Raw genomic sequence first — 25,800 nt, forward strand, 5'->3', positions numbered from 1 at the left:
CGCCATGGACACGGTCTCCAACGCGGTGCACTACGTCTTCCTGGCCACGGCCGTCTGCTTCGTGCTCGGCCTGCATCTGATGAACCACCCCCGAACGGCCCGCCGTGGCAACGCGATCTCCGCCGGAGCCATGGCCGTCGCGATCGCGGCCACGGTGTGGCTGGTGGTCCACGAGGGCACGATCACCACGACGGGCTGGCTGGTGCTCGTCTCGGGCGGTCTCGTCGGCGCCGCGCTCGGCCTGTACGCCGCGCGCGAGGTCAAGATGACCGCCATGCCCCAACTGGTCAGCCTGTTCAACGCTGTTGGTGGCGGGGCGGCTGCGCTGATCGCGGTCGACGACCTGCTCCAGGCCGGCCACCCGGCCGCGCTGGGCGCCCGGGTCTCGCTCCCGGGTGCCCTGGACATCGTCATCGGCGCGGTCACGTTCTCCGGATCCCTGATCGCCGCGGGCAAGCTCCAGGGCATCGTCTCCGGTGCGCCGGTGGTGTTCCCGGGTGCGCGGCTGCTGAACGTGGCGCTGCCGCTGTCCTTCGTCGCCGGCACGGTCTGGCTGGTGCTGGAGCCGGACTCCCGCACCGCCCTGTACGGACTGGCGGCCGTCGCCCTGGTCTTCGGCGTGACGATGGTGCTGCCGATCGGCGGCGCGGACATGCCGGTCGTGATCGCCCTGCTCAACGCCTTCACGGGATCGGCGGTCGCTATGGCGGGCTTCGTCCTGAACGAGACCGCGCTGATCATCGCGGGCATGCTGGTCAGCTCCTCGGGCGGCATCCTCACCAAGCTGATGGCCGACGCCATGAACCGGTCGATCGCCAACATCGTGGTCGGCGGATTCGGCACCGGGGACGACGCCCCCGCGGCCGCCGGAGGAGCCCCGGCGCAGGTGCGGTCCGTCTCCGCGGACGACGTGGCGATCCAGCTGGCGTACGCGAGCAAGGTCGTCTTCGTTCCGGGCTACGGCCTCGCCGCCGCCCAGGCCCAGCACGAACTCGGCGCCCTGGCACAGCTGTTGACCGACCACGGGGTCGAGGTCAGCTACGCCATCCACCCGGTCGCGGGCCGTATGCCGGGGCACATGAACGTGCTGCTCGCGGAGGCCGACGTGCCCTACCCCCAGCTGAAGGAGATGGACGAGGTCAACCCGGAGTTCCCGCAGGCCGACGTCGCCCTCGTCATCGGGGCCAACGACGTCACCAACCCCATCGCCCGCCGCCCCGGCAACGCGATCTCGGGAATGCCGATCCTCGACGTCGACAAGGCCAAGAGCGTCGTCGTCATCAAACGCTCGATGGGCCACGGCTACGCCGGAGTCGACAACGAGCTCTACACCGACCCCAAGACCGGGATGTTCTTCACCGACGCCAAGAAGGGGCTGGCCGAACTCAAGGCGGCCGTCGGCGAGTTCGTCAACTGACCCGCACAGGGGAGCGCCCCCCGCCTGAACCGGCTGGGGGGCGCTCCCCTGTACGAGGCGCTCACTCCTCGGGCACCATGTCGATCGCCCCGCTCGGGCACTCCGCCGCGCACAGCCCGCAGCCCTTGCAGTAGTCGAGGTCGATCTCGAACCCCTTGCCCGGACCCAGCTTGATGATGGCGTTGTCCGGGCAGACGCCGTAGCAGTTGTCGCACTCGAAGCAGTTGCCGCACGACATGCAGCGCCGGGCCTCGAACAGGGCGGTGGACTCGTCGAGCCCCTGCACCACCTCGTCGAACGTCGAGACCCTTCGGGCCACTTCGAGCCGCGGCCGCACGGAGGCGGGCGCGTCGGAGTAGTACCAGGTGTTGAGCCGGTCGGAGGTGGCGGGCGCGTGCTTGGGCCCAGGGTCGTAGGCCGTGCCGCTCAGATACGCGTCGATGTGCCGGGCCGCCTTCTTGCCGTGCCCCACGGCCACGGTGACCGTGCGGTCGGCGGGCACCATGTCGCCGCCGGCGAAGATGCCGTCGTGTCCGGTCATCAGTCCGTCGGCCACCTGCACCATGCCGTGGTCCACGGCCAGGTCCGGTACGTCCCTGAGAAGGGAGAGGTCGGTGTCCTGGCCGAGCGCCAGCACCACGCTGTCCGCCTCCAATTCCTCGAACTCACCGGTGGGCTGCGGGAATCCGGACTCGTCGAGTTCCATCTTCTCGATGGTGAGCCGGCCCTCGTCGGCGTGCTTGATGGTCGACAGCCACTTCATCCGCACACCCTCCTCCAGCGCCTCCTCGACCTCGACGTCGTGGGCGGGCATCCGGTCCCGGGTGCGCCGGTAGACCACCACGGCGTCGGTCGCGCCGAGCCTGCGGGCGGTGCGGGCCGCGTCCATGGCCGTGTTGCCGCCGCCGTAGACGGCGACCTTGCGGCCCAGCAGGGGCGGCCCTTCACCCTCCATGCTGCCGAGCAGCGCCACCGCGTCGAGGACGCGGGCGCTGTCGCCGGCCGGGATGTACGTGCGTTTGCCGATACCCGCGCCCACGGCCAGGAACACCGCGTCGAAGCCGCCGTCCCGCTGTGCGGCCAGCACGTCGTCGACCCGTGCACCGGTCTCGAAGACGACGCCGAGCGCGCGGATCCGGTCGATCTCCGCGTCCGGCACCTCGCGCGGAAGGCGGTAGCGCGGGATGCCGTAGCGCATCATCCCGCCGAGCCGGTCCTGCGCCTCGCGGACCGTCACCTCATGGCCGAGCAGCCGTAGGTGGTACGCGGCCGACAGGCCGGCCGGGCCGGAGCCGACGACCAGAACCCGCTTGCCGGAGTCGGTCGTCGGCGGGGGCACGGTCCAGCCCCGCTTGATGGCCTCGTCGCCCAGGAAGCGCTCGATCGAGTTGATGCCGACCGCGTTGTCGACCTGGACGCGGTTGCAGGCCGTCTCGCAGGGGTGGTAGCAGACGCGGCCCATGACGGCGGGCAGCGGATTGTCGCGCATCAGCTGCCGCCAGGCGGACTCGTAGTCGCCGCTCTCCGCGTGGTACAGCCACTGCTGGATGTTCTCGCCCGCCGGGCACGCCTGGTTGCAGGGCGGCAACCGGTCGACGTAGAGCGGTCGTTCGGTGCGCCAGGCGCCGGTGTGGTTGGCCAGGCTGGAGCCGACGTTCAAGGTGATCGCGAACGGTTCGTCCTTCACGATGCCGCCTCCTCGTGTTGTCCCAGCCTCCGGCCGGGGGGATCCCCATGCAGCCCGAAGCGGGCGATGTTGCGGTCGGCCGTCCGCTGCAGCCGGGCGATGATGTCCTTCTGAACCTCCGGCTGGAAGAGGTGCGCGTACCGCTTCTGCGGGCGGAGGTACTCCTCCACCGGGAGCGTGCGCCGGATCGGTGTGGCATCGGTGACCTCGCCGTCCACGGCCTCGAACACCGGGAAGAGACCCGTCTGTTCGGCCAGCCGGGCGATGCGCACGGTGTCGTGGGAGGCCGTGCCCCAGCCGAGGGGACAGGGCACCAGCACATGCAGATAGCGGGCGCCGCGCATGGTCATCGCCCGGTGCACCTTCTCCTCCAGGTCGCGCAGACCCGCGACGGTGGCCGTGGCGACGTAGGGGATCTCGTGGGCCATCGCGATCAGCGGAAGGTTCTTGCCCTGCCCGAAGGGGGCGCCGGGCTGCTCGCCGACCGCCTGGGTGGTCGCCGTGCGCGCGGTCGGGGGAGTGGCCCCCGAGCGCTGCACGCCGGTGTTCATGTAGCCCTCGTTGTCGTAACACACGTACAGGACGTCATCGTTGCGCTCGAACATGCCGGACAGGCATCCGAGGCCGATGTCGACAGTGCCGCCGTCGCCGCCCTGTCCGACCACGCGGATGTCCGTGCGGCCCTTGGCGCGCAGGGCCGCGGCCACGCCGGCGGCGACCGCGGGCGCGTTGCCGAACAGGGAGTGCAGCCAGGGCAGTTGCCACGACGTCTCCGGGTACGGCGTGGAGAACACCTCCAGGCAACCCGTCGCGTTGACGGCGATCACCTTGCCGCCGCACGCCCGTTGGGCCGCGTCCAGGACGTAGCGGGCGCCGAGCGCCTCGCCGCAGCCCTGGCAGGCCCGGTGGCCGCAGGTGAGCGCGTTGGAGCGGCCCGGGTCGGCCTGGTCGGACTGCGACTCGGGCCCCAGCAGCCGGTTTCCGGCGGCGAAGCTGCCCACCTGGTAGAACTTGACCTGCTGTGCGGCGCTCATCGGTTGCTCCCCACGTCCCGCAGAATGTTCTCCGCGGACGGACCGGACCGCCTGGTCCGCGCCATCCGTGCCAACTCCCGCTCCACCAGTTCGGTGTTGAGGTCGAGGAAGGTCAGCTGCCCGAGCCGCCCGGCGAGCGCGTCGTCGAACAGCCGGTGCAGTGACGCCTTGGTGATCGCGCGCCCGCCGAGGCCGGCGACCACCGTGTGGCCGTCCAGCTGGATGCCGGAGAGTGCGGTACGCACGTTCGCCGACACGATGCCGCCGATGCCGACCGCCAGCGCCCGCTCCAGGACGACGACCTGGCGAGCCCCGCCGAGCACGTCACGTACGGCGTCGAGCGGGAAGGGCCGGAAGGACGTGATCGCCAGGGCGCCGATCCGCACCCCGCGCTCGCGCATCTCGTCGACGACGTCGCAGACCGTGCCGAACACCGAACCAAGCGCTACGACGATCGTCTCGGCGTCCTCGCAGGCGTACGGATGCAGCAGGCCGCCGGAGTGCCGTCCGAAGACCTCGTGGAACTCCCCGGCGACCCTGGGGATGGCCTCAAGTGCCTGCATCTGCTTGGCGTGCGCCAGATAGCGCACCTCGGTGAAGGCGTCCGGTCCGACCATCGCGCCGATCGACACGGGCTCCTCGGGGTCCAGGACCTGCCGGGGCTCGTACGGCGGCAGGAACGCGTCGACCTGTGCCTGCTCCGGCACCTCGATGCGCTCCCAGGCGTGGGTGAGGACGAAGCCGTCCATGCACACCATCACCGGCAGCGACAGCTCCTCGGCCAGCCGGAAGGCCTGCGGGTGCAGGTCGGCGGCCTCCTGGTTGTCGCGGGCGTAGAGCTGGATCCAGCCCGAGTCGCGCTGCGACATGGTGTCGCTGTGGTCGTTCCAGATGTTGATGGGCGCGCCGATGGCCCGGTTGGCGACCGTCATCACGATCGGCAGGCCGAGCCCGGAGGCGTTGTAGAGGGCCTCCACCATGTACAGCAGGCCCTGGCTCGCGGTCGCCGTGTAGGTGCGGGCGCCCGCGGCCGAGGCCCCGATGCACATCGACATCGCGGCGAACTCCGACTCGACGTTGACGTACTCGCACGGCTTCAGCGCCCCGGACTTCACCAGGCGGCTGAGTTCCTCGACGATGTGCGTCTGCGGTGAGATCGGGTACGCCGCGATCACCTCGGGCCGGCAGTAGGCGACGGTCTCGGCCACCGCACGCGACCCCTCAGTCTGCTTGAGCATGCGCCCGCTCCTCCCGCTCGGCTTTCCTGACGTGGTCGTAGGCCTCCCGGGCCGCGGCCGCATTGGCCTGCCCCAGGTCGCCCGGGAAGCGCTCGCACACGGCGGTGGTGAGCGATTCGATGGTCACGCAGCCGGTGAGCGCGGCGAGGCCGCCGAGCAGGACGGCGTTCGGCACGGGACGGCCGAAGTGACGCACGGCCAGTGCGGTGGCCGGGACGGTCAGGGCACGGCCGGTGAACTCGGTAAGGCCCAACTCGGCCGCGGAACGCGGTGAGTTGATCAGCACGGCGCCGTCGGGGCGCAGTCCGTCGAAGACGTTCACCTGGTGCAGCAGCGTCGGGTCCTGGATGATCAGGGCGTCGGGCTGCATGACGGGTTCGCGCACCCGGATCGGCCGGTCGTCGATCCGGCAGAACGCCACCACCGGCGCCCCCGTCCGCTCCGATCCGAAGCTCGGGAACGCCTGTGCGTGGCGGTCCTCCATGAACGCCGCCACCGACAGCAACTCTGCGGCCGTGACGGCGCCTTGGCCGCCACGGCCGTGGATACGAACCTGGAACACGGTGTCTTCCCTTCGGGACCGAGCCCTGCGCGGGCCTCACTCGTGCGGGACGATCGCCACCGGGCAGTGGACGTGGTGCATCGCCGCGTGCGCGACGGGCCCGGTGTGCGTACCGAGCCGGGCCGGCCGGATCCTGCGGCCCACGACCAGCAGACCGGCGTCCTGCGCGGCGTGCAGCAGCTGCTGCGCCGGGCGGCCGTTCTCCATCAGCGTCCGCACCTGCACGTTCGGGAACTTCTCGAGCCACGGCCGGAGCTCGTCGGCCAGCGCGTGCTCGGCGGTCTGCTCCGCGGCGGCACTCATCGTGGCCACGGCCGCCGGAGGTGCGATCGGCACGTGCCAGGCGTGCACCACCCGCAGCGGGGCGTTGCGCAGCGCCGCGCTCTCGAAGGCGAACGCGAGCAGTTCCTCGCACGGGTGCGAGACGTCCACGCCTGCCACCACGTCGCAGTACGGGGTGCGCTCCGAGGGCAGGCCCTCCGCAGTGGGCAGATGCTCGTCCTCGGGGGCGCGGTCGGCCCGCACGAGCACGACGGGCCGCGTCGCCCGGGCCACCGTCGCAAGCGCCACGGACCCGGCCATGTAGCCGCCGAACCCGCTGAACGCCCGGCTGCCCAGGACCAGCAGTTCGGCGTCGGCGCCGGCCTCCGCCAGCGCGTCCACCGCGGGCCGCGGTATTTGCTCGGCACTCAGATACACCTGCGGATGGCGCTCGCTGAGCTGGTCCATGGCTCCGCGCAAAATCCGCCGGGCCCAGTAGCGAGGAGCCTCCAGCTCGGGCAGCTGCGACGCGTCGGAGGACAGCCCCACCCACGCGTGCACCAGGCGCAGCGGCAGTCCGCGCCGCAACGCCTCGCCCGCCGCCCAGTCGGCGGCGGCGAGGCTCTCACGTGAACCGTCCAGGCCCACGACTACGGGACGAAGCACGGCCACCACCTCCCCGGGTCGTCGCCCGCCCACCGCGCGGCGGGCCTCCGTACCACCAGCGTCCTGGCCTGCGGTGCCACCGGGCAGGGGCTGCGTGGCCCCCGCAACGGGCCGAACGGCCCTCTGCCCGTCGGCGGGTGCGTGACCGACGCTGAAGGTGCGGGCGACGCGAGCACGCCGCGTGGAACGAGCACCCTGGAGGACGCCATGCACGGCACTCCGCACATCGTGAGCGATGTGATGACCCGGACCGTCGTCGCCCTCGGCCGCCGGGCGACGTTCAAGGAGATCGTGAAGACCATGCGGGAGTGGGGGGTCAGCGCGATGCCCGTGGTGGAGGGCGAGACCCGGGTCGTCGGGATCGTCTCCGAGGCCGATCTGCTGCCCAAGGAGGAGTTCCGGGACGGCGACCCGGACCGGCGCACCCAACTGCGCCGCCTGGCCGACCTGATGAAGGCCGGTGCCGTGACCGCCGAGGAGCTGATGACCGCGCCGGTCGTCACCGTGGCGGAGGACGCCACGCTCGCTCAGGCCGCCCGGATCATGGCGCTGAAGAAGGTGAAACGGCTGCCCGTGGTCGACGACGCGGGGGTGCTGCGGGGGATCGTCAGCAGGGCCGACCTGCTCAAGGTCTTCCTGCGCAGTGACGAGGACATCGCCGCGGAGGTGCGCGACACCGTCGTCGCCGAACTGTTCCCCGCTCCGGCCGAACCGATCCGGGTCGAGGTGTACGAGGGTGTCGTACGGCTGACGGGAAGGATCGCGGACACGAACCTCGTGCCCGCCGCCGCACGGCTGGTGCGCGCCGTCGAGGGCGTCGTCGACGTGGACTGCGCGCTCTCGGGGCCGCGCCGCCGCCCGGACCTGGACCCGGACCTGCCGGACGCGGACACCGCGGTCCCGCCCTCGCAAGTGGGCTGATCCACCTGAGGCGGGGCCCCAACCAGGCGAGTTCAGGGGGATGTTGGGGCGCCAGGGCCGGTCGGGTCCCGGACGGGCCCGACCGGCCCACGCGCGCGCCCCGGCGGCGCGGGACGCTGGAATCGGCGAAGAAGAAAGGGGAGGAGGGTGACATGGCTGGCATGATCGAGCGACTGCCGGGCTGGCCGGCTCTGCCCGACCTGTTCGGCTGGGTCGAGTCCGGCTTCCCCGGGGCGCACACGGTCCCCGGACTGCACGGCATCCGCATCGAGGAGTTCCTGGCGGACGAGAAGTACGTGCTGCGGGCGGAGCTTCCGGGCATCGACCCCGCCAAGGACGTCGAGATCACCGTCACGGAAGGCGTTCTGACCCTGCGGGCCGAGCGCAGTGAGGAGACGACGAGGAAGCACCGCACGGAGTTCCACTACGGTTCCTTCGCCCGCTCCGTCCGGCTGCCGGCCGGGGCCGAGGGCGAAAAGGCCGCCGCTGAGTACAAGGACGGTGTCCTGACCGTCACGATCCCGGTGCCCGAGACCAAGACGGCCACGAAGACCATCCCCGTGCGGCAAGGCTGAGCGTGGGAAGGCGCTTCACCACCGCCGCTGTGCGCGGCCGGTACGCCGGCCGCGCACCCGCCTGTCAGGGCCGGCACGGGAGCAGGTCCGCCCGGACGGGCGGGGGCCCTTCGGCCCAGTGACCGGAACGCTCAGTTCCGGCGAGGCTGGAGGTCCATCCGGCGTCAACACAGTGGAGGGAGAGGAACCATGGCTGTCTCCCCCCGTATCGCGATCATCGCGATCGGTGATCCGGACCGGCACGACGACGGCGTGGCCCGCGCGGTGCTCGCCCGGCTGCGGGAGCGGGCCGCGGAGAGCCCCCTGCCGCCGGGCACGCTCCTGGCGGAGTGCGACATCGATCCGGCCCGGTTGATCCGGCTGTGGGAGAACGCCGAGCTGGCCGTCCTGCTGCAGCCCGCCCACCCGGGCGAGGGGCGTCCCGGCCGCGTCCACCGTCTCGAGCTGGACTCCGGGCAGCTGTGGCGGCCGGGCACGATGAGCCCGCACGGCCTCGGGGCGGCCGTCGACGTGGCCTGCGCACTGGGGCGGCTGCCCGGCCGGCTGGTGGCGTACGCCGTCGACGGCGCCGACACCTCGGTCGGCCGCGGTCTGTCCCCGCGGGTCGCCGCCACGGTGGACGACCTGGCCGGGTACGTGGAGGACGACATCGTCCGCCAACTGGCCGCCACGACACGGGACATGGCCGCCCGGACGCGGGCATGAACGGCGGGAAGGGCGCCACCCGCTTCTCGCGGATCCTGATCGCGCGGTGCGCGGCTGCCGGCCGCTTCTCCGCGCCTTCTACGGGCCCTTCCCGTCACCTCCAGCACAACACACGGCCGCCGGCCGTACCAGGGCCACTCGGCCCCGAACCCGGGGCGGGAGCCAGGAGAAGAGGCACGTCATGACCGTGAACGAACGGGGCCCGGCCGACACCGCACCGGCGCGTCCGCGGGCCGCACTGCTGACCTTCCTGGGCGGCGTGGGAACGGTCACCGGCAGCAAGTTCCTCGTCGAGAGCGACCACGCCCGCGTCCTCGTCGACTGCGGGCTGTTCCAGGGCCTGGCCGACCTGCGCAGGCTCAACTGGCGCGGCCTGCCCTGCGACGCCGAGGACATCGAGACGGTGGTGATCACCCACGCGCACCTGGACCACTGCGGATACCTGCCGCGGCTGGTCCGTCACGGGTTCCGGGGACGGGTCGTGACGACGCCGTACACGGCACGGCTGATGGAGATCGTGCTGCGGGACAGCGCCAAGCTCCAGCTCGAGGCCGCCCGGCACGCCAACGAGCACGGCTGGTCCAAACACCGGCCCGCACAACCGCTGTACGACGACGCGGACGTGGACCGCGCCCTCAAACTCGTCGACGCCGTACCGGTGGGCACGTCCGCCGGCATCGCGCCCGGAACGACCGTGACGCTGTACCCCGCCGGCCACATCCTCGGCTCGGCATGGGCCCGGCTCACGCTGGAGGACGGGCGCACCCTCGCCGTCAGCGGTGACCTGGGCCGCCCGGGCCACCCGTTGCTGCGCCCTGCCGAGCCGTTCTCCGGGGCCGACGTGCTGCTGGTGGAGTCGACATACGGCAACCGTCGCCACGAGGAGGAAGCGGGCCGTACCCACTTCGCGGACGTGCTGACCCGCACCCTGGCCCGTGGCGGCACCGTCGTGATCCCCGCGTTCGCCCTCGACCGCACCGAGGTCGTCCTGCACGAACTCGCCGCGCTGCGCCACCAGGGCCGGCTGCCGGCCACGGTGCCGGTGTACGTCGACAGCCCGATGGCCCTCGCGGCCCTCGACGTCTACCGCGACGCCGTCCGCGAGGGAGCACCGGAACTGCGGACGGAGGTCACGGCGGCGGGCACCGCCGCGCTGAGCCCCGAGCCGTTCCGGCCGGCCCGTTCCATCCAGGAGTCGGCCGACATCGCCGAGGCCGGCGGACCGGCCGTCATCGTCTCCGCGTCCGGCATGGCCACCGGCGGCCGTGTGCTGCACCACCTCAGGCGCCTGCTGCCCGATCCGCGCAACGCCGTCGTCGTGGTGGGCTTCGCCGCGAAGGGCACCCGCGCCCGCGACCTCGTCGACGGGGCCAAGGCCCTGAAGATGTTCGGCGAGTACGTCCCGGTGCGCGCCCAAGTCGCGGACGTACCGCACTTCTCGGCGCACGCCGACGCGGCACAGATCGTCGACTGGCTGCGCGGCGCCGCCCCGCCGTGCGCCACCTACCTCGTGCACGGCGAGCCCGACGCGGCCGCCGCGCTGCGCGACCGCATCGACCACAAGCTGGGCTGGACGGCGGTCGTGCCCCGCTCCGGAGAGCGCGTGCTCGTTCGCTGACCGAACCCGCCGGGGCCGACCGGCCCCGTGCGGATGGCGTGTGTTCCGGTCAAGCTGGAACTGCCGGGTCATTCCCGGCAGCTCCAGCAACCCGCTGATCAAGAGGGTGAGGTCGGACATGAAGGGCTATGTGTTCCACGGCCCGGGACAGGGTTCCTGGGAAGAGGTCGCCGACCCGGGCCTGGAGGAGGCCACCGACGCGATCGTGCGGGTCGACGCCGTCACCATCTGCGGGACGGACCTGCACATCCTCAAGGGCGACGTACCCGAGGTGCGGCCGGGCACCGTGCTGGGGCACGAGGCGGTCGGTGAGATCGTCGAGGTCGGCACCGACGTGCGCAGCGTACGGCCAGGAGACCGGGTCCTGGTCTCCTGCATCAGCGCCTGCGGACGCTGCCGCTTCTGCCGCGAGGCCATGTACGGCCAGTGCCGGGGCGGCGGGGGCTGGATCCTCGGCCACCTGATCAACGGCACCCAGGCCGAGTACGTCCGCGTTCCGTTCGCCGACCTCTCCCTGCACGCGCTGCCCGGCTCGGTGGGCAACGAGGACGCCGTACTGCTGGCCGACATCTTCCCGACGGCGTACGAGGTGGGCGTGCTCAACGGACACGTGCGTCCCGGAGACACCGTCGTCGTGGTCGGGGCAGGGCCCATCGGCCTGGCCGCCATCGCCACGGCCCGGCTGTTCGCGCCCGAACGCGTCGTCGCCGTCGACCTCGCCGCGTCGCGCCTGGAGGCGGCCAGGAAGCTGGGCGCCGACGCGGTGGCCGACGCGAGCGAGGCGCCCGAGCAGCTGATCGCCGATCTCACCGACGGGCTCGGCGCCGACGTCGTCATCGAGGCGGTCGGCGTGCCGGAGTCCTTCGAGATGTGCACGCGCATGGTGCGCCCGGGCGGGCACGTGGCGAACGTCGGTGTGCACGGCAAGCCGGCGACCCTGCATCTGGAAGACCTGTGGATCAAGAACGTGACCATCACCACGGGCCTCGTCGACACGCACTCCACGCCCACCCTCCTGCGGATGGCGGCGGCCGGACGCCTGCCGACCTCCCAGCTGGTCACCCACGGCTTCCCGATCGAGCGCATGGAGGAGGCGTACGAGGTCTTCTCCCGCGCCGGCGAGACAGGCGCGCTCAAGGTCGTGCTCGGCGGGCCGCAGCGCGAGGTCGTACCGGTGCCGACGGCATGAACGGACGGCATGAACGGAACTCCGGCCGGGGCAGCTGCCCCGGCCGGAGCGGTGCTGATCGGTCCGGTGGTGCCGGTGGTGATCAGGTCCGGTGCTGCCGGTCGTGATCAGGTCCGGTAGTGCCGGTGGTGATCGGGGTCGCCGTTGTAGTGCCTCTCGATGACCGTCTCGCCCTCACCGGGCCGCCGGACCGCGACGGCCGTGCCCAAGAAGACGATCAGGCCCAGGATTCCGGCGGACAGAAGCATGAAGCCGACGACGAACGAGCTGGAACCGAAGATCATGCACGCGCCCCACACGGCGGCACCGATCAGGATGAGAGGGACCATGACTGCCTTCCTCGGGTCAGTGGTGCATCTCGGGCCGGACCCTGAGGAACTGTCCGGTCACTCTCAGTGTCCGTTCCGGTCGGTGACCGGCCCAGATGCTGAGCGGGCACGAGCCTGGGCCGAGCGGCCCCGTGCCCGGGGCCGAACCACCCCTGCTGAAGCCGGTCCGCCGGTGCCACGGTGAGGGTGGAGTCTCATGACGAGCTCCTGCACAGACCGACAAAGGCGGTGAGGAAGATGGAGCTGCCCCTGGTCGTGGGTGTCGACGGATCGGACGGGAGTCTCGCGGCGCTCGACTGGGCCGTGGACGAGGCGGCCCGGCACGGGTTGCCGTTGCGGCTGGTGTACGCCTCGATGTGGGAGCGCTACGAGGGTGACGTGCCGTCCGCAGGACGGGAGCGCTCCTCGGGGCGGGTGCTGGCGGAGCACATCACCGCCTCCGCCGCGGAGCGCGCCCACCGGCGCGACCCCGACGTGAAGGTCACCGCCGAGGTGATCCCCGCGGAGGCGGTCTCCGCGCTCCTCAGCGAGGGCCACAACGCCTCCGCTCTGGTGACCGGTTCACGCGGCCGCGGGGAACTGGCGGAGTTGCTGCTCGGCTCGGTCGGACTGGCCGTGGCCGCCCGCGCCCACGGGCCGGTGATCGTGGTCCGCGGCGACAAGGCCGGCCTGGCGGGTGCCCACGAGCGGATCCTGCTCGGCGCCGGGGACCCGGCGACCGGGAGCGAGGCCGTGCGGTTCGCCTTCAGGGAGGCCGAGATCCGCGGGTGCTCCTTGGACGTGGTACGCGCCTGGCGCAGCCCCGCCCACGAGAACGGCGACGACCCGAAGCCGGCCGAGGACACGGCACATCACCATGAGGAACAGGCGTCCGCGCTGCTCGACCGCCTCGTCGAGGACGCGGTCGCGGAGCACCCGAACGTCCGGGTGCGCCGGATCACGGTGGAGGGACCGGCCCGCAAGGTGCTGCTGCACCGCTCGGCCGGCTCGGACCTCCTCATCGTCGGCGCACGGCGCCGCAAGGGTCACTTCGGCCTTCAGCTCGGCCGGGTGGCGCACACCCTGCTGCACCATGCCGACTGCCCCGTGGCGATCGTGCCGCAACAGGCGTGACCACGCGCCGCCCTCACATCCCCGTGGCGAAGGAGCAGAAGTGACGGGCTGGACCTGGGAGTACGAGGGCTACGAGCCCGCCGAAGCGCGCCTGCGGGAGGCGCTGTGCACCCTGGGCAACGGCTACTTCGCCACGCGAGGAGCCCTGCCCGAGTGCACCGCCGACGACGTGCACTACCCGGGCACCTATGTGGCGGGCTGCTACAACCGGCTCACCTCCGACGTGTCCGGCCGCCAGGTTGAGAACGAGGACATGGTCAACGTGCCGAACTGGCTGCCGTTGCGCTTCCGCCTCGCCGACGGGGCGTGGCTCACTCCCGACACCGCGACCGTCCTCGGCCACCGGGAGGTCCTGCGTCTGTCGGCGGGCCTGATGGAACGGCTGACCCGGTTCGGCCTCGGTGCCGGGCGGGTGCTGGTGGTGCGTCAGCAGCGGCTGGTGCACATGGCCGACGCTCATCTCGCCGCGCTGCGCACCGAGTTCACCGCCGAGGGCTTCTCCGGCCGGCTCGACGTCGAGGCGGCTCTCGACGGCTCCGTGACCAACGCCGGCGTGCCCCGCTACCGGGACCTGGACGGCCGTCACCTCACGCATGTGCACACCGGCACGTCCGCACCGGACACCGTGTGGCTGCGCTGCCGCACCCGCACGTCGGACCTCCGCATCGGTATGGCGGCCCGCCTCCGTGCTGACGTACCGGCCACGATCAGCCACGAAGTCCCGCGCGCCGTACAGCGGTTGAGCCTGGACCTGACGTCCGGACGCGGCGTCACCGTCGACAAGATCGTCGCCCTGCACACCTCGCGCGACCCGGCGATCAGCGACCCGCTGTTCGCCGCCGTCGACCGGGTGACCCGGGCGGCGGACTTCGACGAACTGCTGGAGTCGCACCTCACGGCCTGGGACCAGCTCTGGCGCCGCGCCGACCTGGAGGTCGACGGCGAGGCGGGCCGCATCCTGCGGCTGCACCTGTTCCACGTCCTGCAGACGCTGTCCCCGCACACCGCCGACCTCGACGTCGGGGTACCGGCGCGCGGCCTGCACGGCGAGGCCTACCGCGGCCACATCTTCTGGGACGAGCTGTTCGTGCTGCCCTATCTCAACCTGCACTTCCCCGAGGTCTCCCGGGCCCTGCTCCGCTACCGTCACCGCCGCCTCGAACAGGCCTGCACCGCCGCGCGCGAGGCGGGCCGGCGGGGAGCGATGTACCCCTGGCAGAGCGGCAGCGACGGACGTGAGGAGACCCAGCAACTGCACCTCAACCCGTACTCGGGACGCTGGCTGCCCGACCACTCCCGGCTCCAGCATCACGTCGGCTCGGCCATCGCGTACAACGTGTGGCAGTACTGCGAGGCCAGCGGCGACGCCGAGTTCCGGCACACCAAGGGTGCCGAGATGCTGCTGCAGATCGCCCGCTTCTGGGCCGACTCGGCCGTCTACGACGACAGCCTGGGCCGTCACCGCATCAAGGGCGTGGTCGGTCCCGACGAGTACCACGACGCCTACCCCGGCGCCGCGGAGCCCGGCCTCGACGACAACGCGTACACCAACGTCACGGCCGCCTGGGTGCTCGCCCGCACCCTGGAGCTGCTGGAGTCGCTTCCCGAACCGCGGCGGCGCGAACTCGTCGAGCGCACCGGCCTGGACGGTGGCGAACTCGAACAGTGGGAGGACGTCTCCCGCAGCCTCCACGTGCCCTTCCACGAGGGCGTCATCAGCCAGTTCGAGGGCTACGGCGATCTCGCCGAGCTCGACTGGGACGGCTACCGCAAGCGGTACGAAGACATTCGCCGCCTGGACCGGATCCTGGAGGCGGAGGGCGACACCGTCAACCGCTACCGGGCCTCCAAGCAGGCCGACGTCCTGATGCTCGGGTATCTCTTCGGGCCGGCCGAACTGCGCGACATCTTCGGGCGGTTGGGGGTGCGTCTGGACGAGGAGATCTGGCACCGCACCGTCGACCACTACCTCCAGCGCACCAGCCACGGCTCCACGCTCAGCGGCCTGGTCCACGGCTGGGTCCTGGCCCGGGCCCGGCGGGCCGAGGCGTGGGAGTTCTGCCTGGAGGCCCTGCGGGGTGACGTCGCCGACGTCCAGGGCGGAACCACCGGCGAAGGGATTCACCTCGGTGCGATGGCCGGCACCCTCGACCTCGTCCAGCGCGGGCTGACCGGCCTGGAGACCAGGGGCGGGGCGCTGTGGCTCGATCCGGTGCCGCTGCCGGAGCTGTCCTCGTACGGCATCGCGCTGCGCTATCAGGAGCACTGGGGCGTGCGGCTGCGGCTGGAGCGCGGGCTGCTGGAGATCGCGGTGCCCTCGTCCGACGGCCTGCCGATCGACGTCCGGCTGCCGGGCAGGGCCGTGTGCCTGCAGCCGGGGGACACCGGCCGGCTGGTGCTGGGGGAGTGATGCCGAGGAGGGGCCGCATGGGCCCCGGCCTCAGACCGGACGGCCCATTTCCGCTGTTCGTACCCGGTGTGACGCTGTCGGTGAGAAGGAGTCCGTGCGGACGACCCGGCGCACGGCGCGAGTGACGGGAGTGGGCCTTGATGTACTGGAACGGACACAACATGAACGGCTGGGGCTGGGTCACCATGTCCTTCGGCACGGTCCTGCTGTGGGCCCTGCTCATCACTGTGGGCGTGCTGCTCTACCGCAGCCTGAACGGCACGTCGAAGGCGGCTCAGCCACCGCCACCCAGCTCGGCCGAGCAACTGCTGGCGGAGCGCTTCGCCCGAGGGGAGATCGACGAGGAGCAGTACCGCCGCATCCTGGCCGTGCTGCGCGGGAACGGCCCCACCCTCACCAAACACTGACCCGCAGCCGGCCCGAGGGGAGGTGCGCCGATGCAGGCGCAGCCACTCGACACGATGCATGTGAAGGCCCTGGTGTCCGCCGCCACGGCCGCTCCGTCCCTGCACAACGCGCAGCCCTGGCTGTTCCGGCATCACCACGAGGCCGCCACCCTCGAGCTGCGTGCCGACCTCACCCGGGCCATGCCGCGCACGGACCCCGACAACCGCGCCCTGCACCTCGGGTGCGGCGCCGCACTGTTCAACCTCCGCGTCGCGGCGGCCGACAGCGGCCTGCACGCGGCCGCGGTCCTGCTCCCCGATCCGGCCGACCGCGAGCTGCTCGCCGCGGTACGCCTCACCGGTACCGACCGTCCCGACGCCGACCTGGCACGGTTGTTCCCGTCGATCGCCCGCCGGCACACCAGCCGCCACCCCTTCCAGGACCGGCCCGTTCAGGTCGGCGTCCAGGAGGCGCTGAGCGAGGCCGCCCGGCGGGAGGGCGCGGAGCTGGTCTTCCCCGGCGAGTGGCATGTGGCGGCCTTGCTGGAGCACGTCCGCGACGTCGAGGGGCGCGACAGCATGGAGCCGGAGCGGTTCGAGGACATACGGCGGTGGACCCGTACCGGGGACGAGACGGCCGTCGACGGGATTCCCGACTCCGCCTTCGGACCCCGCAAGACGGGCGGCCGTGCCCCGGTCCGTGACTTCGCCGGCCGCCGTGCCGTGCCCGGCCGTCCGGCCGCCGTCTTCGAGGCAACGCCGCACCTGGCCGTGCTGGGCACGGGCCAGGACCGGCCGCAGGACTGGCTGCGGGCGGGGCAGGCCTTGGAGCGCGTCCTGCTGCTGGCCACGCTCAACGGACTGGCCACCTCCCTGACTTCGCACTCCTTGGAGCGGGAGGACCTGCGGGAACTGGCCCGCGACCCGCGCTCGGCCCTGGGCTTCGTGCACATGGTGCTCCGCCTGGGCTACGGCCCCGCGGGGACCGCGACCCCGCGGCGCCCCGTGGAGGAGGTGCTGGAGATCCGCTGAGTTCGCACGGGCCACCTCCAGGGCGATGCGGTCGTGCCGTGCGGTCGTGCCGTCAGGAGGCCGGGTCGGTCGACGCGAGGGCGGCGAGCGCGGCGTCGAGGCGGCGGGTGGCCTCCTCGGCGACCGGGCGCAGGGCGTCGAGTTCGGTGAGGGCGACCATCGTGTTCGGGTCGAGGGCCTGTACGGCGGTGCGGGCGCCCTCGCGGCGGACGACCACGTTGCAGGGCAGCAGCAGGCCGATGGAGCGGTCGGTGTCCAGGGCGCGCCGGGCGAGGGGCGGGTTGCAGGCGCCGAGGATGACGTAGTCCTCCATCTCGTGGTCGAGCTTGGCCTTGAGCGTGGCGGTGACGTCGATCTCGGTGAGGATGCCGAAACCCTGCGCGGCGAGGGCGTCGCGGGTGCGGGCGACGGCGGTGGCGAAGTCCGTGTCGAGGTGGACGGTGCGGTCGTAGCGCATGACGGTGACCTTCCCTTCTGGATACCCCCCGGGGTACTCATGTTACCTTCGATGACATACCCCCTGGGGTAATTCATCGTGAGAAGGGAGTACGGCGTGTTCTTCGTCGACACGATCGAGGTGGCCGGCCTCGGCAACCGCAGCTATCTGGCGGGCGGTGAGCACACGGCCGTGGCCGTGGATCCGCCGCGGGACGTCGAGCAGGTGATCGCGGCGGCGGTGCGGCGCGGGGTGCGGATATCCCACGTGGTCGAGACCCACCTGCACAACGACTACGTCTCCGGTGGCCTGGAGCTGGCCCGGATCACGGGCGCCGACTACCTCGTCCCCGCCGGGGCCCGGGTCTCGTTCGCGCGTGTACCGGTCACCGACGGCGACCGCGCGGAGATCGACGCCGCCGGGGGCCTGGCCCTGCGCGCCGTCGCGACGCCCGGCCACACCCCGCACCACACCGCCTACGTCCTGGAGGAGCACGGCGCGCAGGTCGCGGTCTTCACCGGCGGCTCGCTGCTGATCGGCTCGGTCGGCCGGCCCGACCTGGTGGAGCCGCGGCTGACGGAGCGCCTCGCCCGCGCCCAGCACGCCTCCGCGCACCGTCTGGCCGCCGAGCTGCCCGACGAGACGGCGGTGCTGCCCACCCATGGCTTCGGCAGCTTCTGTTCCTCGTCCCAGGCCGAGGGCAGCGACACGACCATCGGCAAGGAGAAGGAGTCCAACGCGGCGCTGACCCGCGATGTGGACACCTTCGTGGCCGAGCTGCTGGCCGGCCTGGACGACGTGCCCGCCTACTACGCGCACATGGCCCCGGCCAACGCCGCCGGACCCGCGCCCGTCGACCTCACCCCGCCCGCCGTCGCCGACGCGGGCGAGATCGCCGAGCGGCTCGCGGCGGGGGAGTGGGTGGTGGACCTGCGCAGCCGGGTCGCCTTCGCCGAGGGGCATGTCGCGGGCTCCTTCAACTTCGAGGCCGAGGGGCAGCTCGCCACCTATCTGGCCTGGCTGATCCCCTGGGGCAAGCCTGTCACGCTGCTGGCCGAGTCGGCCGATCAACTCCGTACCGCACAGCGCGAGTTGGCCCGGGTGGGTATCGACCGCCCGGCCGCCGCGGCCACGGGCGGTCCGTCCGACTGGCTGCGCGCGGGCGAGACGCCGGGCTCCTTCCCGCGGGGGACCTTCGCCGGCCTCGCCGCGCGGTCCGCCGAGGTCGTCGTCCTCGACGTCCGGCGGGACTCCGAACGGGCCGGCGGCTTCGTGGCGGGCTCGGTCCACATCCCCGTCCACGAGCTGCACCGGCGGCTCGGCGAGGTGCCCGACGGCCAGGTCTGGGTGCACTGTGCGGGCGGTATGCGCGCCGCCATCGCGGCCTCCCTGCTGGACGCCGCAGGCCGGGACGTCGTCGCCGTCGACGACTCCTTCGACGCCGCCGAGCAGGCCGGACTCACCATCCGGGTCCCGTGACGGCACCGTACGCCGCACAGGCACCCGGCGATCGCCCGTACCGACGTGGAACACAGGAGCCAGGAAACGAGATGAGCATCTTCCGACGGGGCCGGTCAGGCCCGGGCCGCGTGAACGCGCGGGAGGCGGCCGAACGCACCGGCCACGGCACCGCCGCCGGCGGTGGTGGCGGTGACGCCGTACTGCTGGATGTGCGCGAGTCGCACGAGTGGCAGGCGGGGCACGCGCCGCGGGCCGTGCACCTGCCGCTGTCCGCGCTGGCCGCCGGGGCGGGGCTGCCCGCTCATGCGCAGGCGCGGCCCCTGGTCGTGATCTGCCGATCCGGCAACCGTTCCCGGCAGGCCGCGGAACTGCTCATCGCCCGTGGCGCGCAGGCCGTCGACGTGATCGGCGGGATGCGGGACTGGGCCGGTGAGGGACTGCCGGTGGTGGACGCGCGCGGGCGGAACGGCACGATCGCGTGAGCGTTCTGATACTCGCCCTGGCCGCCGGTGCGGTGGTCGGTCTGGCACTCGGTGCCCTCGGGGGCGGCGGCAGTGTCCTGGCCGTACCCGCGCTGATCTATCTGCTCGGCTTCACCCCGGTCGGGGCGACGACCGCGAGTCTGGTCATCGTCACCCTCACCTCGGTCACGGCGCTGGCCGCACACGCCCGCGACGGTCACGTCCGCTGGCGTACCGGGCTGCTTTTCGCGGCGGCCGGGATCGCCCCGGCGATGCTCGGCGGCGCGCTCGCGGCACGCATCCCGGCGGCCGTACTGACGGCGGCCTTCGCCGTGGTCGCGGCCGTCGCCGCACTGCGCATGCTGCGGTCCCGGGCGGCCGTCGAAGGCGCCGTGACGGTACAGCCGGGGCGGGCCGCGGCGGCCGGTGCCGGGCTCGGCGCGGTCACCGGCGTCCTCGGGGTCGGCGGCGGGTTCCTCGCCGTACCGGCTCTGGTGGGGGTGCTCGGCATGCGGATGCGGTCGGCGGTCGGGACCAGTCTGCTGGTCATCACCGTCAACTCGCTGGCCGCGCTCGCGACCCGCGCCGGTACGGTCCAGACGCTGGACTGGGCGGTCGTCGGGCCGTTCGTCGCGGCCGCGGTCCTCGGCGCGTGGGACGGCAAGCGGCTGTCCGCGAAGATCTCCGGGCACACGCTTCAACGGATCTTCGCCGTGGTGCTGCTGGCGGTCGCCGCCTTCATGCTCATCGACGCGGTGACGTGAGGCGGGCGGCCGGACATGATCACGCCAGCGACAGGAAGAGCTTCTCCAGGCGGGCGCGCATCTCCACCGGGTCCTCGCCGTTCTTGCGGCCGGAGTCCATGTCGATCACGCACCGCTGCAGACCGGTGGCGATGATCGCGAAACCGGCCCGGTCCAGCGCACGCGAGGCGGCGGCGAGCTGCGTGACGACGTCTTCGCAGTCACGTCCCTCCTCGATCATCCGGATCACTCCGGAGATCTGGCCCTGAGCCCGGCGCAGCCGGTTCAGCACGGCCTTCAGGTCCGCACCCTCAAGCTCGAGATCCACGATCACTCCTCAAGAAATACCCCTAGGGGTACTGTACGTCCCGGTTCGGGACGACGTCGACCAACAAGGATCACATCTGCCATGACGAACCCCTCCGCTCCCGTCACCCTCGGCGCCGACCAGGCCCGCGACCGGCTGCACGAACTGACCGTCATCGACGTGCGCACACCCGCCGAGTTCGCCTCCGGACACCTGCCCGGCGCGCTGAACATCCCCCTCGACCACATCCGGCGGGCACTGCCGGAGATCCGGCACGCCGCCGAGCGCGGAGAAGTCCTCGTCGTGTGTGCCTCCGGCGCCCGTTCCGAGAACGCCTGCAAGCTCCTGGCGGGGCAGGGCATCACCACGGCGACGCTCGCCGGCGGCACCGGCGCCTGGGCCGCCGGGGGACACGACCTGCACACACCCGTGGCCTGCGACACGCGGGCCGGCTGGAGCATGGAGCGCCAGGTGCGCTTCACGGCCGGCAGCCTGGTGCTCCTCGGTGTCGTCCTCGGCCTGTTCGTGCACCCGGCCCTCCTGGTGCTCTCGGCCGGTGTCGCAGGCGGCCTGGTCTTCTCCGCCCTCACGAACACCTGCGGCATGGCGGCCATGCTCGGCAAGCTGCCGCACAACCGCCCGCGCACGACCGACCTGAACGCAGCGCTCGCCGCCCTGCGCAGCAGCTGAACCAGCGCGGTCAAGGGCACTCGCGCGGCGGCCGCGGGTGCCCTGAGGCCCTCAGCCCGCCTCCGCCGGGCTCGCGGCGCTCCTCCGGCGCACGGCGTGGGCCATAGGGCCCGCACAAGGCATACCCGGGTGGGTACCGGGGTGGGACCAGCGGCACCTGTCTGCCCTCCATCTTCCGCACGACAGTGGGGACATGGGCAAAAACATCGTGATTCTCGGCGGTGGAACCGCCGGCACCATGACGGCGAACCGCCTGCGCCGCACGAACGACGAACGCGAACACCACGTCACGGTGATCGACCAGAACGACGACCATCTCTACCAGCCCGGCCTGCTGTTCGTGCCGTTCGGGCTGGCCCGGCCCGACCACCTCGTGCGCTCCCGGCCGCGGCAGCTGGACGATGCCGTCGAATACAGGAGCGCACGGATCGAGCGGGTCGACCTGGAGCGGCGGACGGTGGAACTCCGCGGTGGCATCCGGCTGCCGTACGACGTCCTCGTCGTCGCCACCGGAGCGACGCTGCTGCCGCAGGAGACCGAGGGCCTGACCGGACCCGGCTGGGGCGAGAAGGTCTTCACCTTCTACGACCTGCCCGGCGCCGCCGCCCTGCACGAGGCGCTGGAGCGCTTCGACGGCGGCCGCGTCGTCGTCAACGTGGCGGACCTGCCCGTCAAGTGCCCCGTGGCGCCACTGGAGTTCGCCTTCCTCGCCGACTGGTACTTCCAGCGGCGCGGTATCCGCGACCGGGTCGAGCTGACCTACGCCACCCCGCTGGACGCGGCCTTCACCAAGCCGGTCGCCGCGCAGACGCTGGGCGGGCTGCTCAAGGAGAAGGGCGTCGAACTCGTCACCGAGTTCACGCTCGGCGAGGTCGACGGCCCCGGCGGCCGGCTGGTGTCGTACGACGAGCGTGAGGTGCCCTTCGACCTGGCGGTGGTCGTGCCGCTGCACGGCGGCGCCGAGTACGTGGGCCGCTCCGAAGGGCTGGGTGACGAGCTGGGCTTCGTCCCCGTCGACCCGCACACCCTCCAACACCCGGACCATCCCGAGGTGTTCGCGGTCGGTGACGCGGCGGGCCTGTCGGCGTCCAAGGCGGGTTCGGTGGCGCACTTCGAGGGCGAGGTGCTGGTGCACAACATCGGCCGCTTCCTCGCCGCGCAGCCGCTGGACGCCTCCTTCGACGGGCACACCAACTGCTTCGTGGAGACAGGTTTCCACAAGGCCCTGCTCATCGACTTCAACTACGACACCGAGCCGCTGCCCGGCCACTACCCGGGCCCCCTCGGCCTGCCGCTGCTGAAGGAGTCGCACGCCGGCCACCTCGGCAAGCTCGCCTTCGAGTGGCTGTACTGGCACACCCTGCTGCCCGGCCGGGACATGCCCGGCATCGGCTCGGCGATGCCCGAGCGCGGCAAGAACCACCGGTCCGTCTGAACGAGAGGATCCGTCATGGCCACCGCCACCTACGCCGGCACCGCCGTCCCCGTCGACGACGAAGGCTTCTTCACCGACCCGGGTCGGTGGACCGAGCCGATGGCCGAGCAGATCGCACGCGAGCAGGGCATCGGCGAACTGAGCGACCGGCACTGGACGGTCATCCGCTTCATGCGCGCTCAGTTCGCGGCCAAGGGCACCGGACCCACCGTGCGCGTGCTCGGCAAGACGTCCGGCGTGAGCGTCAAGGAGCTCTACCAGCTCTTCCCCAAGGGACCGGCGAAGACCGCCGCGAGGATCGCCGGAATTCCCAAGCCCCGCGGCTGCATCTGAGGAGCACGAGCCGTCATGGCCGACACCGCAACGATCGAGAAGGTCTCGATCATCGTCTCCAAGGGTTCCCTCGAAGGCGTCTACCCGGCCCTGATCATGGCCAACGGCGCCCGCGCCGAGGGCATCGAGGCCGACCTGTTCTTCACCTTCTTCGGCCTGGACGCCATCACGAAGAAGCACTGGGAGCACATCAAGCTGGCCACCGTGGGCAACCCCGGCCTGCACCTGCCGACCCTGCTGGGCGGCCTGCCGGGCGTGCCCGACCTGGTCACCCGCTACATGGAACGCAAGATGGACAAGCTCGACATCCCGCCGATCCCCGAGTTCATCGAGATGATCGCCGACACCGGCGCCGGCATCTACGCCTGCAAGGCGTCCGTCGATCTCTTCGAACTCGACAAGGACGACCTCGTCGACCAGGTCCAGGGCGTCATCACGGTCGGCGAGTTCTACGAGCGCGCGGCCGGCAGCCAGATCATCTACACCTGAGCCGAACAGGCCGGAAGGAGGACGAACGGCCCCTGCCACCAGGCATCGAGCGCGGCCCAGGCTGAAAGAAGGAGCGATGCGTTCGAGCGCATCGTCCGGGAGGCGGGAAACGCGCATGAACGCCCAGAGCGCCGAGGTGACCGAAGAGACCAGGGTGCTGGTCGTGGAGGACGACCGCGGCATCGCCGACTCCCTGGTGCGCGGACTGCGGCAGGCCGGCTACACGGTCGAGGGCGTCCGCCGGGGCCGGGACGCCCTCACGGCCCCCACCCCCGACGTCGTCCTGCTGGACCTCGGGCTGCCCGACATCGACGGCGTCGAGGTGTGCCGGAGGCTGCGGGCCCGGTCCGACGCCGCGATCATCGCGGTGACCGCCCGGGGCGAGGAGGCGGACCGGGTGGTGGCCCTGGACGAAGGTGCGGACGACTACCTGGTCAAGCCGTTCGGGCTGGCCGAACTGCTGGCGCGGATGCGGGCGGTGCTGCGCCGGCGGCGTCCGGTGGGCCCCGAGGTCGTACGGCACGGGCCGCTGGCACTCGATCTGCGCACGCGGCAGGTCACGGTCGGCGGCCGGACGGTGGCGCTGACACCGAAGGAGTTCAGCATTCTGGAGTGCCTGACGGCCGATCCGGGCCGCGTGGTGAGCCGGCAGCAGATCCTGGAACGGGCCTGGGACGCCCACTGGTACGGGCCGACGAAGGTACTGGACGTGCATGTCGCGGCGCTGCGCCGCAAGCTCGGCGTACCGGGGCTGATCGAGACCGTCTACGGGCACGGCTTCCGGCTCGGCGAGGTCCAGCCCGGCCCGCAGCACGGGGCGCCGTCGTGAGCCGCCGGGTCACCTGGACTCTCCTGGTCCTGACCTCGGTGCTGCTGGTGCTGGCGGTGGTGCCGCTGGCGGCGATGATGACGGCGCGTGAGCGCGTGGCCTACCGCGACAGCCAGCGGGCGGCCACCCGGGTCATCGCCGCGGCCGCCGAGGAACACCTCTCCGATCACAAGCCGGCCGTCGCCATGCGCCGGGAACTGAATGCCGCTGCCCGGGCCGGGGACTGCGCCGCGGTGTATGACGTCTCCGCGCACCTGGTGGCCAGTACGTCCTGTACGGCGGCGCAGGGCGAGGAGGCGCGGGAGCCGGTGGCGGGGGTGCTGGCCGGGCACGAGCCCGAGCCGCCCGAGAAAGAGGGGCGGCTGCTTGCCGCGGAACCGGTCGGCGAGGTGCGCCAACCCGCGGGAGCGGTGGTCCTGGCCCGCTCCGCCCAACCGCTCGACGCCCGTATCGCGGCGATCTGGGGCTGGTCCGCCGCGATCGGCGTCGCGGGCCTGGCCGCCACCGTGCTGCTGTCCGTCCGCCTGGCCCACTGGGTCAGCCGCCCACTGTCGACGCTGGACGCCTCCGCCCGGCGGCTGGGCGAGGGGGCGCTCGACGAACGGGCCGACGTCGGGCCCGGCCCGCCGGAGGTGCGCCGGCTGGCCGGCACCTTCAACACCATGGCGGCCCGCACCGAGGCCCTCGTGCACGGCCACCGCGCCGTGATCGCCGATGTGTCCCATCAGCTGCGCACCCCGCTGGCCGCGCTGCGCCTGCGGCTCGACGTCCTGGCCGCCGGGGCCGAGGCCGGCACGGCGGCCGAACTGGCCGCCGCGCAGGAGGAGATCGCCCGGCTGTCCCGGCTGGTCGACGGGATGCTGGCGGTGGCGCGTGCCGAACAGGCGACGCCCCGTCCGACCGCGGTACGGGTCGACGAGGTGGCGGCCGAGCGTGCGGCCGCCTGGTCGCCCGTGGCCGAGGAGCGCGGCCTTCGGCTGACCTCCGTGTCCGGGGGGCCCGCCCTGACCGTCGCGTTGGGCGCGGGGCATCTGGAGCAGATTCTCGACAACCTGATCGCCAACGCGGTGGACGCCGTGCCGGAGGGCGGCAGCATCACGGTCGACCACGGTGCGGCAGGGTCCGTGGCGAGGCTGCGCGTGCGGGACGACGGTCCCGGGATGTCCGCGCAGGCGAAGGAGGTCGCGTTCCGCCGGTTCGGCAACCCCGAGGCCAGGGGCACCGGGCTGGGGCTGGCGATCGTGCACCGGCTGGCCACGGTCAACGGTGGAACGGCGCGGCTGGAGGACACCCCCGGTGGCGGACTGACCGTCGTACTGGATCTGCCGCTGTGGCCGGCAGCGGGGCACGGCCGGGGCGGCGGACCGAGATCTTTACCGGTTCTGAGGGAGACGTGAGCGAGTTTCCAGGGGGGCGTCACCGCAGCCTGGAGGTGGACGCGGCCGACCAGGGCCGCCGATCACCAGGAGTGCC

27 protein-coding genes are annotated in these 25,800 nt (G+C 72.3%); 19 read left to right on the top strand and 8 right to left on the bottom strand.

Features of this window, described 5'->3' with window-relative positions:
* The first annotated feature begins 4 nt into the window (after positions 1–4).
* Positions 5–1,417 carry an NAD(P)(+) transhydrogenase (Re/Si-specific) subunit beta gene (locus tag ACIBN2_RS04090; RefSeq protein WP_399132546.1) on the top strand — a complete coding sequence of 471 codons (1,413 nt, stop codon included), beginning with the start codon at positions 5–7 and terminating at the stop codon, positions 1,415–1,417.
* Between the two features lie 61 nt (positions 1,418–1,478).
* Here ACIBN2_RS04090 and ACIBN2_RS04095 read toward each other — a convergent pair whose 3' ends face one another.
* The 5 genes from ACIBN2_RS04095 to ACIBN2_RS04115 are packed head-to-tail and all read right to left on the bottom strand — an operon-like array spanning position 1,479 to position 6,865.
* On the bottom strand, positions 1,479–3,104 hold the full coding sequence (locus ACIBN2_RS04095) for an NAD(P)-binding protein (RefSeq protein ID WP_399132547.1): 1,626 nt from the start codon (positions 3,102–3,104) through the stop codon (positions 1,479–1,481).
* Positions 3,101–4,138, bottom strand: coding sequence for a thiamine pyrophosphate-dependent enzyme (locus ACIBN2_RS04100; protein ID WP_399132548.1), 1,038 nt, complete (start codon positions 4,136–4,138; stop codon positions 3,101–3,103). Before ACIBN2_RS04100 ends, ACIBN2_RS04095 begins: the two co-directional genes overlap by 4 nt.
* Entirely contained in the window at positions 4,135–5,376 is a 1,242-nt protein-coding gene (gene porA / locus ACIBN2_RS04105) for a pyruvate ferredoxin oxidoreductase (RefSeq protein WP_399132549.1), read from the bottom strand. Before porA ends, ACIBN2_RS04100 begins: the two co-directional genes overlap by 4 nt.
* Positions 5,360–5,938, bottom strand: coding sequence for a 2-oxoacid:acceptor oxidoreductase family protein (locus ACIBN2_RS04110; RefSeq protein WP_399132550.1), 579 nt, complete (start codon positions 5,936–5,938; stop codon positions 5,360–5,362). Before ACIBN2_RS04110 ends, porA begins: the two co-directional genes overlap by 17 nt.
* A gap of 36 nt (positions 5,939–5,974) precedes the next feature.
* Entirely contained in the window at positions 5,975–6,865 is an 891-nt protein-coding gene (locus tag ACIBN2_RS04115) for a universal stress protein (protein ID WP_399132552.1), read from the bottom strand.
* 207 nt (positions 6,866–7,072) lie between these two features.
* Here ACIBN2_RS04115 and ACIBN2_RS04120 point away from each other — a divergent pair, with 207 nt between their 5' ends.
* From ACIBN2_RS04120 to ACIBN2_RS04140, 5 genes are all read left to right on the top strand, one after another.
* Entirely contained in the window at positions 7,073–7,786 is a 714-nt protein-coding gene (locus ACIBN2_RS04120; RefSeq protein WP_399132882.1) for a CBS domain-containing protein, read from the top strand.
* 152 nt (positions 7,787–7,938) lie between these two features.
* Entirely contained in the window at positions 7,939–8,361 is a 423-nt protein-coding gene (locus ACIBN2_RS04125; protein ID WP_399132553.1) for an Hsp20/alpha crystallin family protein, read from the top strand.
* A gap of 189 nt (positions 8,362–8,550) precedes the next feature.
* A complete protein-coding gene (locus ACIBN2_RS04130; RefSeq protein ID WP_399132554.1) occupies positions 8,551–9,066 on the top strand; it encodes a hydrogenase maturation protease in 516 nt (171 codons plus the stop codon).
* 181 nt (positions 9,067–9,247) lie between these two features.
* Positions 9,248–10,684 (top strand): MBL fold metallo-hydrolase RNA specificity domain-containing protein, encoded by a 1,437-nt coding sequence (locus ACIBN2_RS04135; RefSeq protein ID WP_399132555.1) that lies wholly within the window; start codon positions 9,248–9,250, stop codon positions 10,682–10,684.
* Between the two features lie 118 nt (positions 10,685–10,802).
* Positions 10,803–11,873 carry a zinc-dependent alcohol dehydrogenase family protein gene (locus ACIBN2_RS04140; protein WP_399132556.1) on the top strand — a complete coding sequence of 357 codons (1,071 nt, stop codon included), beginning with the start codon at positions 10,803–10,805 and terminating at the stop codon, positions 11,871–11,873.
* Between the two features lie 107 nt (positions 11,874–11,980).
* Here ACIBN2_RS04140 and ACIBN2_RS04145 read toward each other — a convergent pair whose 3' ends face one another.
* The gene (locus tag ACIBN2_RS04145; protein WP_399132558.1) at positions 11,981–12,202 is read right to left on the bottom strand and encodes a hypothetical protein; all 222 of its coding nucleotides are present in this window, start codon (positions 12,200–12,202) and stop codon (positions 11,981–11,983) included.
* Positions 12,203–12,439: 237 nt separating this feature from the next.
* On the opposite strand from ACIBN2_RS04145, the gene ACIBN2_RS04150 reads away from it, so the two are divergent.
* The 4 genes from ACIBN2_RS04150 to ACIBN2_RS04165 all read left to right on the top strand — a co-directional run bounded on the left by ACIBN2_RS04150 (position 12,440) and on the right by ACIBN2_RS04165 (position 17,143).
* Positions 12,440–13,315 carry a universal stress protein gene (locus ACIBN2_RS04150; RefSeq protein WP_399132559.1) on the top strand — a complete coding sequence of 292 codons (876 nt, stop codon included), beginning with the start codon at positions 12,440–12,442 and terminating at the stop codon, positions 13,313–13,315.
* A 40-nt stretch (positions 13,316–13,355) separates the two neighbouring features.
* On the top strand, positions 13,356–15,725 hold the full coding sequence (locus ACIBN2_RS04155) for a glycoside hydrolase family 65 protein (protein ID WP_399132560.1): 2,370 nt from the start codon (positions 13,356–13,358) through the stop codon (positions 15,723–15,725).
* Positions 15,726–15,865: 140 nt separating this feature from the next.
* Positions 15,866–16,132: an SHOCT domain-containing protein gene (locus tag ACIBN2_RS04160; RefSeq protein WP_399132561.1), complete on the top strand. Its 267-nt coding sequence runs from the start codon at positions 15,866–15,868 to the stop codon at positions 16,130–16,132.
* Between the two features lie 30 nt (positions 16,133–16,162).
* On the top strand, positions 16,163–17,143 hold the full coding sequence (locus ACIBN2_RS04165) for an Acg family FMN-binding oxidoreductase (protein ID WP_399132562.1): 981 nt from the start codon (positions 16,163–16,165) through the stop codon (positions 17,141–17,143).
* Between the two features lie 52 nt (positions 17,144–17,195).
* Here ACIBN2_RS04165 and ACIBN2_RS04170 read toward each other — a convergent pair whose 3' ends face one another.
* Entirely contained in the window at positions 17,196–17,600 is a 405-nt protein-coding gene (locus ACIBN2_RS04170; protein WP_399132563.1) for a DUF302 domain-containing protein, read from the bottom strand.
* A 96-nt stretch (positions 17,601–17,696) separates the two neighbouring features.
* Between ACIBN2_RS04170 and ACIBN2_RS04175 the strand changes: the two genes are divergently transcribed.
* From ACIBN2_RS04175 to ACIBN2_RS04185, 3 genes are all read left to right on the top strand, one after another.
* On the top strand, positions 17,697–19,058 hold the full coding sequence (locus ACIBN2_RS04175) for a rhodanese-like domain-containing protein (protein WP_399132564.1): 1,362 nt from the start codon (positions 17,697–17,699) through the stop codon (positions 19,056–19,058).
* Between the two features lie 71 nt (positions 19,059–19,129).
* Positions 19,130–19,522, top strand: a complete 393-nt coding sequence (locus ACIBN2_RS04180; RefSeq protein ID WP_399132565.1) for a rhodanese-like domain-containing protein — start codon at positions 19,130–19,132, stop codon at positions 19,520–19,522.
* Positions 19,519–20,265, top strand: a complete 747-nt coding sequence (locus tag ACIBN2_RS04185; RefSeq protein WP_399132566.1) for a sulfite exporter TauE/SafE family protein — start codon at positions 19,519–19,521, stop codon at positions 20,263–20,265. Before ACIBN2_RS04180 ends, ACIBN2_RS04185 begins: the two co-directional genes overlap by 4 nt.
* A gap of 19 nt (positions 20,266–20,284) precedes the next feature.
* Here the strand turns inward: ACIBN2_RS04185 and ACIBN2_RS04190 are convergent, their stop codons facing one another.
* Positions 20,285–20,572 carry a metal-sensitive transcriptional regulator gene (locus tag ACIBN2_RS04190; protein ID WP_399132568.1) on the bottom strand — a complete coding sequence of 96 codons (288 nt, stop codon included), beginning with the start codon at positions 20,570–20,572 and terminating at the stop codon, positions 20,285–20,287.
* An 81-nt stretch (positions 20,573–20,653) separates the two neighbouring features.
* Here ACIBN2_RS04190 and ACIBN2_RS04195 point away from each other — a divergent pair, with 81 nt between their 5' ends.
* The 6 genes from ACIBN2_RS04195 (at position 20,654) to ACIBN2_RS04220 (ending at position 25,724) form a co-directional block, all read left to right on the top strand.
* Complete coding sequence (locus ACIBN2_RS04195; RefSeq protein WP_399132569.1) at positions 20,654–21,241, top strand: rhodanese-like domain-containing protein; 588 nt, start codon at positions 20,654–20,656, stop codon at positions 21,239–21,241.
* Between the two features lie 193 nt (positions 21,242–21,434).
* A complete protein-coding gene (locus ACIBN2_RS04200; RefSeq protein WP_399132570.1) occupies positions 21,435–22,676 on the top strand; it encodes an NAD(P)/FAD-dependent oxidoreductase in 1,242 nt (413 codons plus the stop codon).
* A 15-nt stretch (positions 22,677–22,691) separates the two neighbouring features.
* Positions 22,692–23,009, top strand: coding sequence for a TusE/DsrC/DsvC family sulfur relay protein (locus ACIBN2_RS04205; protein ID WP_399132571.1), 318 nt, complete (start codon positions 22,692–22,694; stop codon positions 23,007–23,009).
* Between the two features lie 15 nt (positions 23,010–23,024).
* The gene (locus ACIBN2_RS04210; RefSeq protein ID WP_399132572.1) at positions 23,025–23,498 is read left to right on the top strand and encodes a DsrE/DsrF/DrsH-like family protein; all 474 of its coding nucleotides are present in this window, start codon (positions 23,025–23,027) and stop codon (positions 23,496–23,498) included.
* Positions 23,499–23,613: 115 nt separating this feature from the next.
* A complete protein-coding gene (locus ACIBN2_RS04215; RefSeq protein WP_399132573.1) occupies positions 23,614–24,327 on the top strand; it encodes a response regulator transcription factor in 714 nt (237 codons plus the stop codon).
* Positions 24,324–25,724 carry a sensor histidine kinase gene (locus ACIBN2_RS04220; RefSeq protein WP_399132574.1) on the top strand — a complete coding sequence of 467 codons (1,401 nt, stop codon included), beginning with the start codon at positions 24,324–24,326 and terminating at the stop codon, positions 25,722–25,724. The genes ACIBN2_RS04215 and ACIBN2_RS04220 overlap by 4 nt, the downstream gene beginning before the upstream one ends.
* Positions 25,725–25,800: the final 76 nt, after the last annotated feature.

Origin of the sequence: Streptomyces sp. NPDC050534 (assembly GCF_044457745.1) — a bacterium.
Lineage (GTDB): Bacteria > Actinomycetota > Actinomycetes > Streptomycetales > Streptomycetaceae > Streptomyces.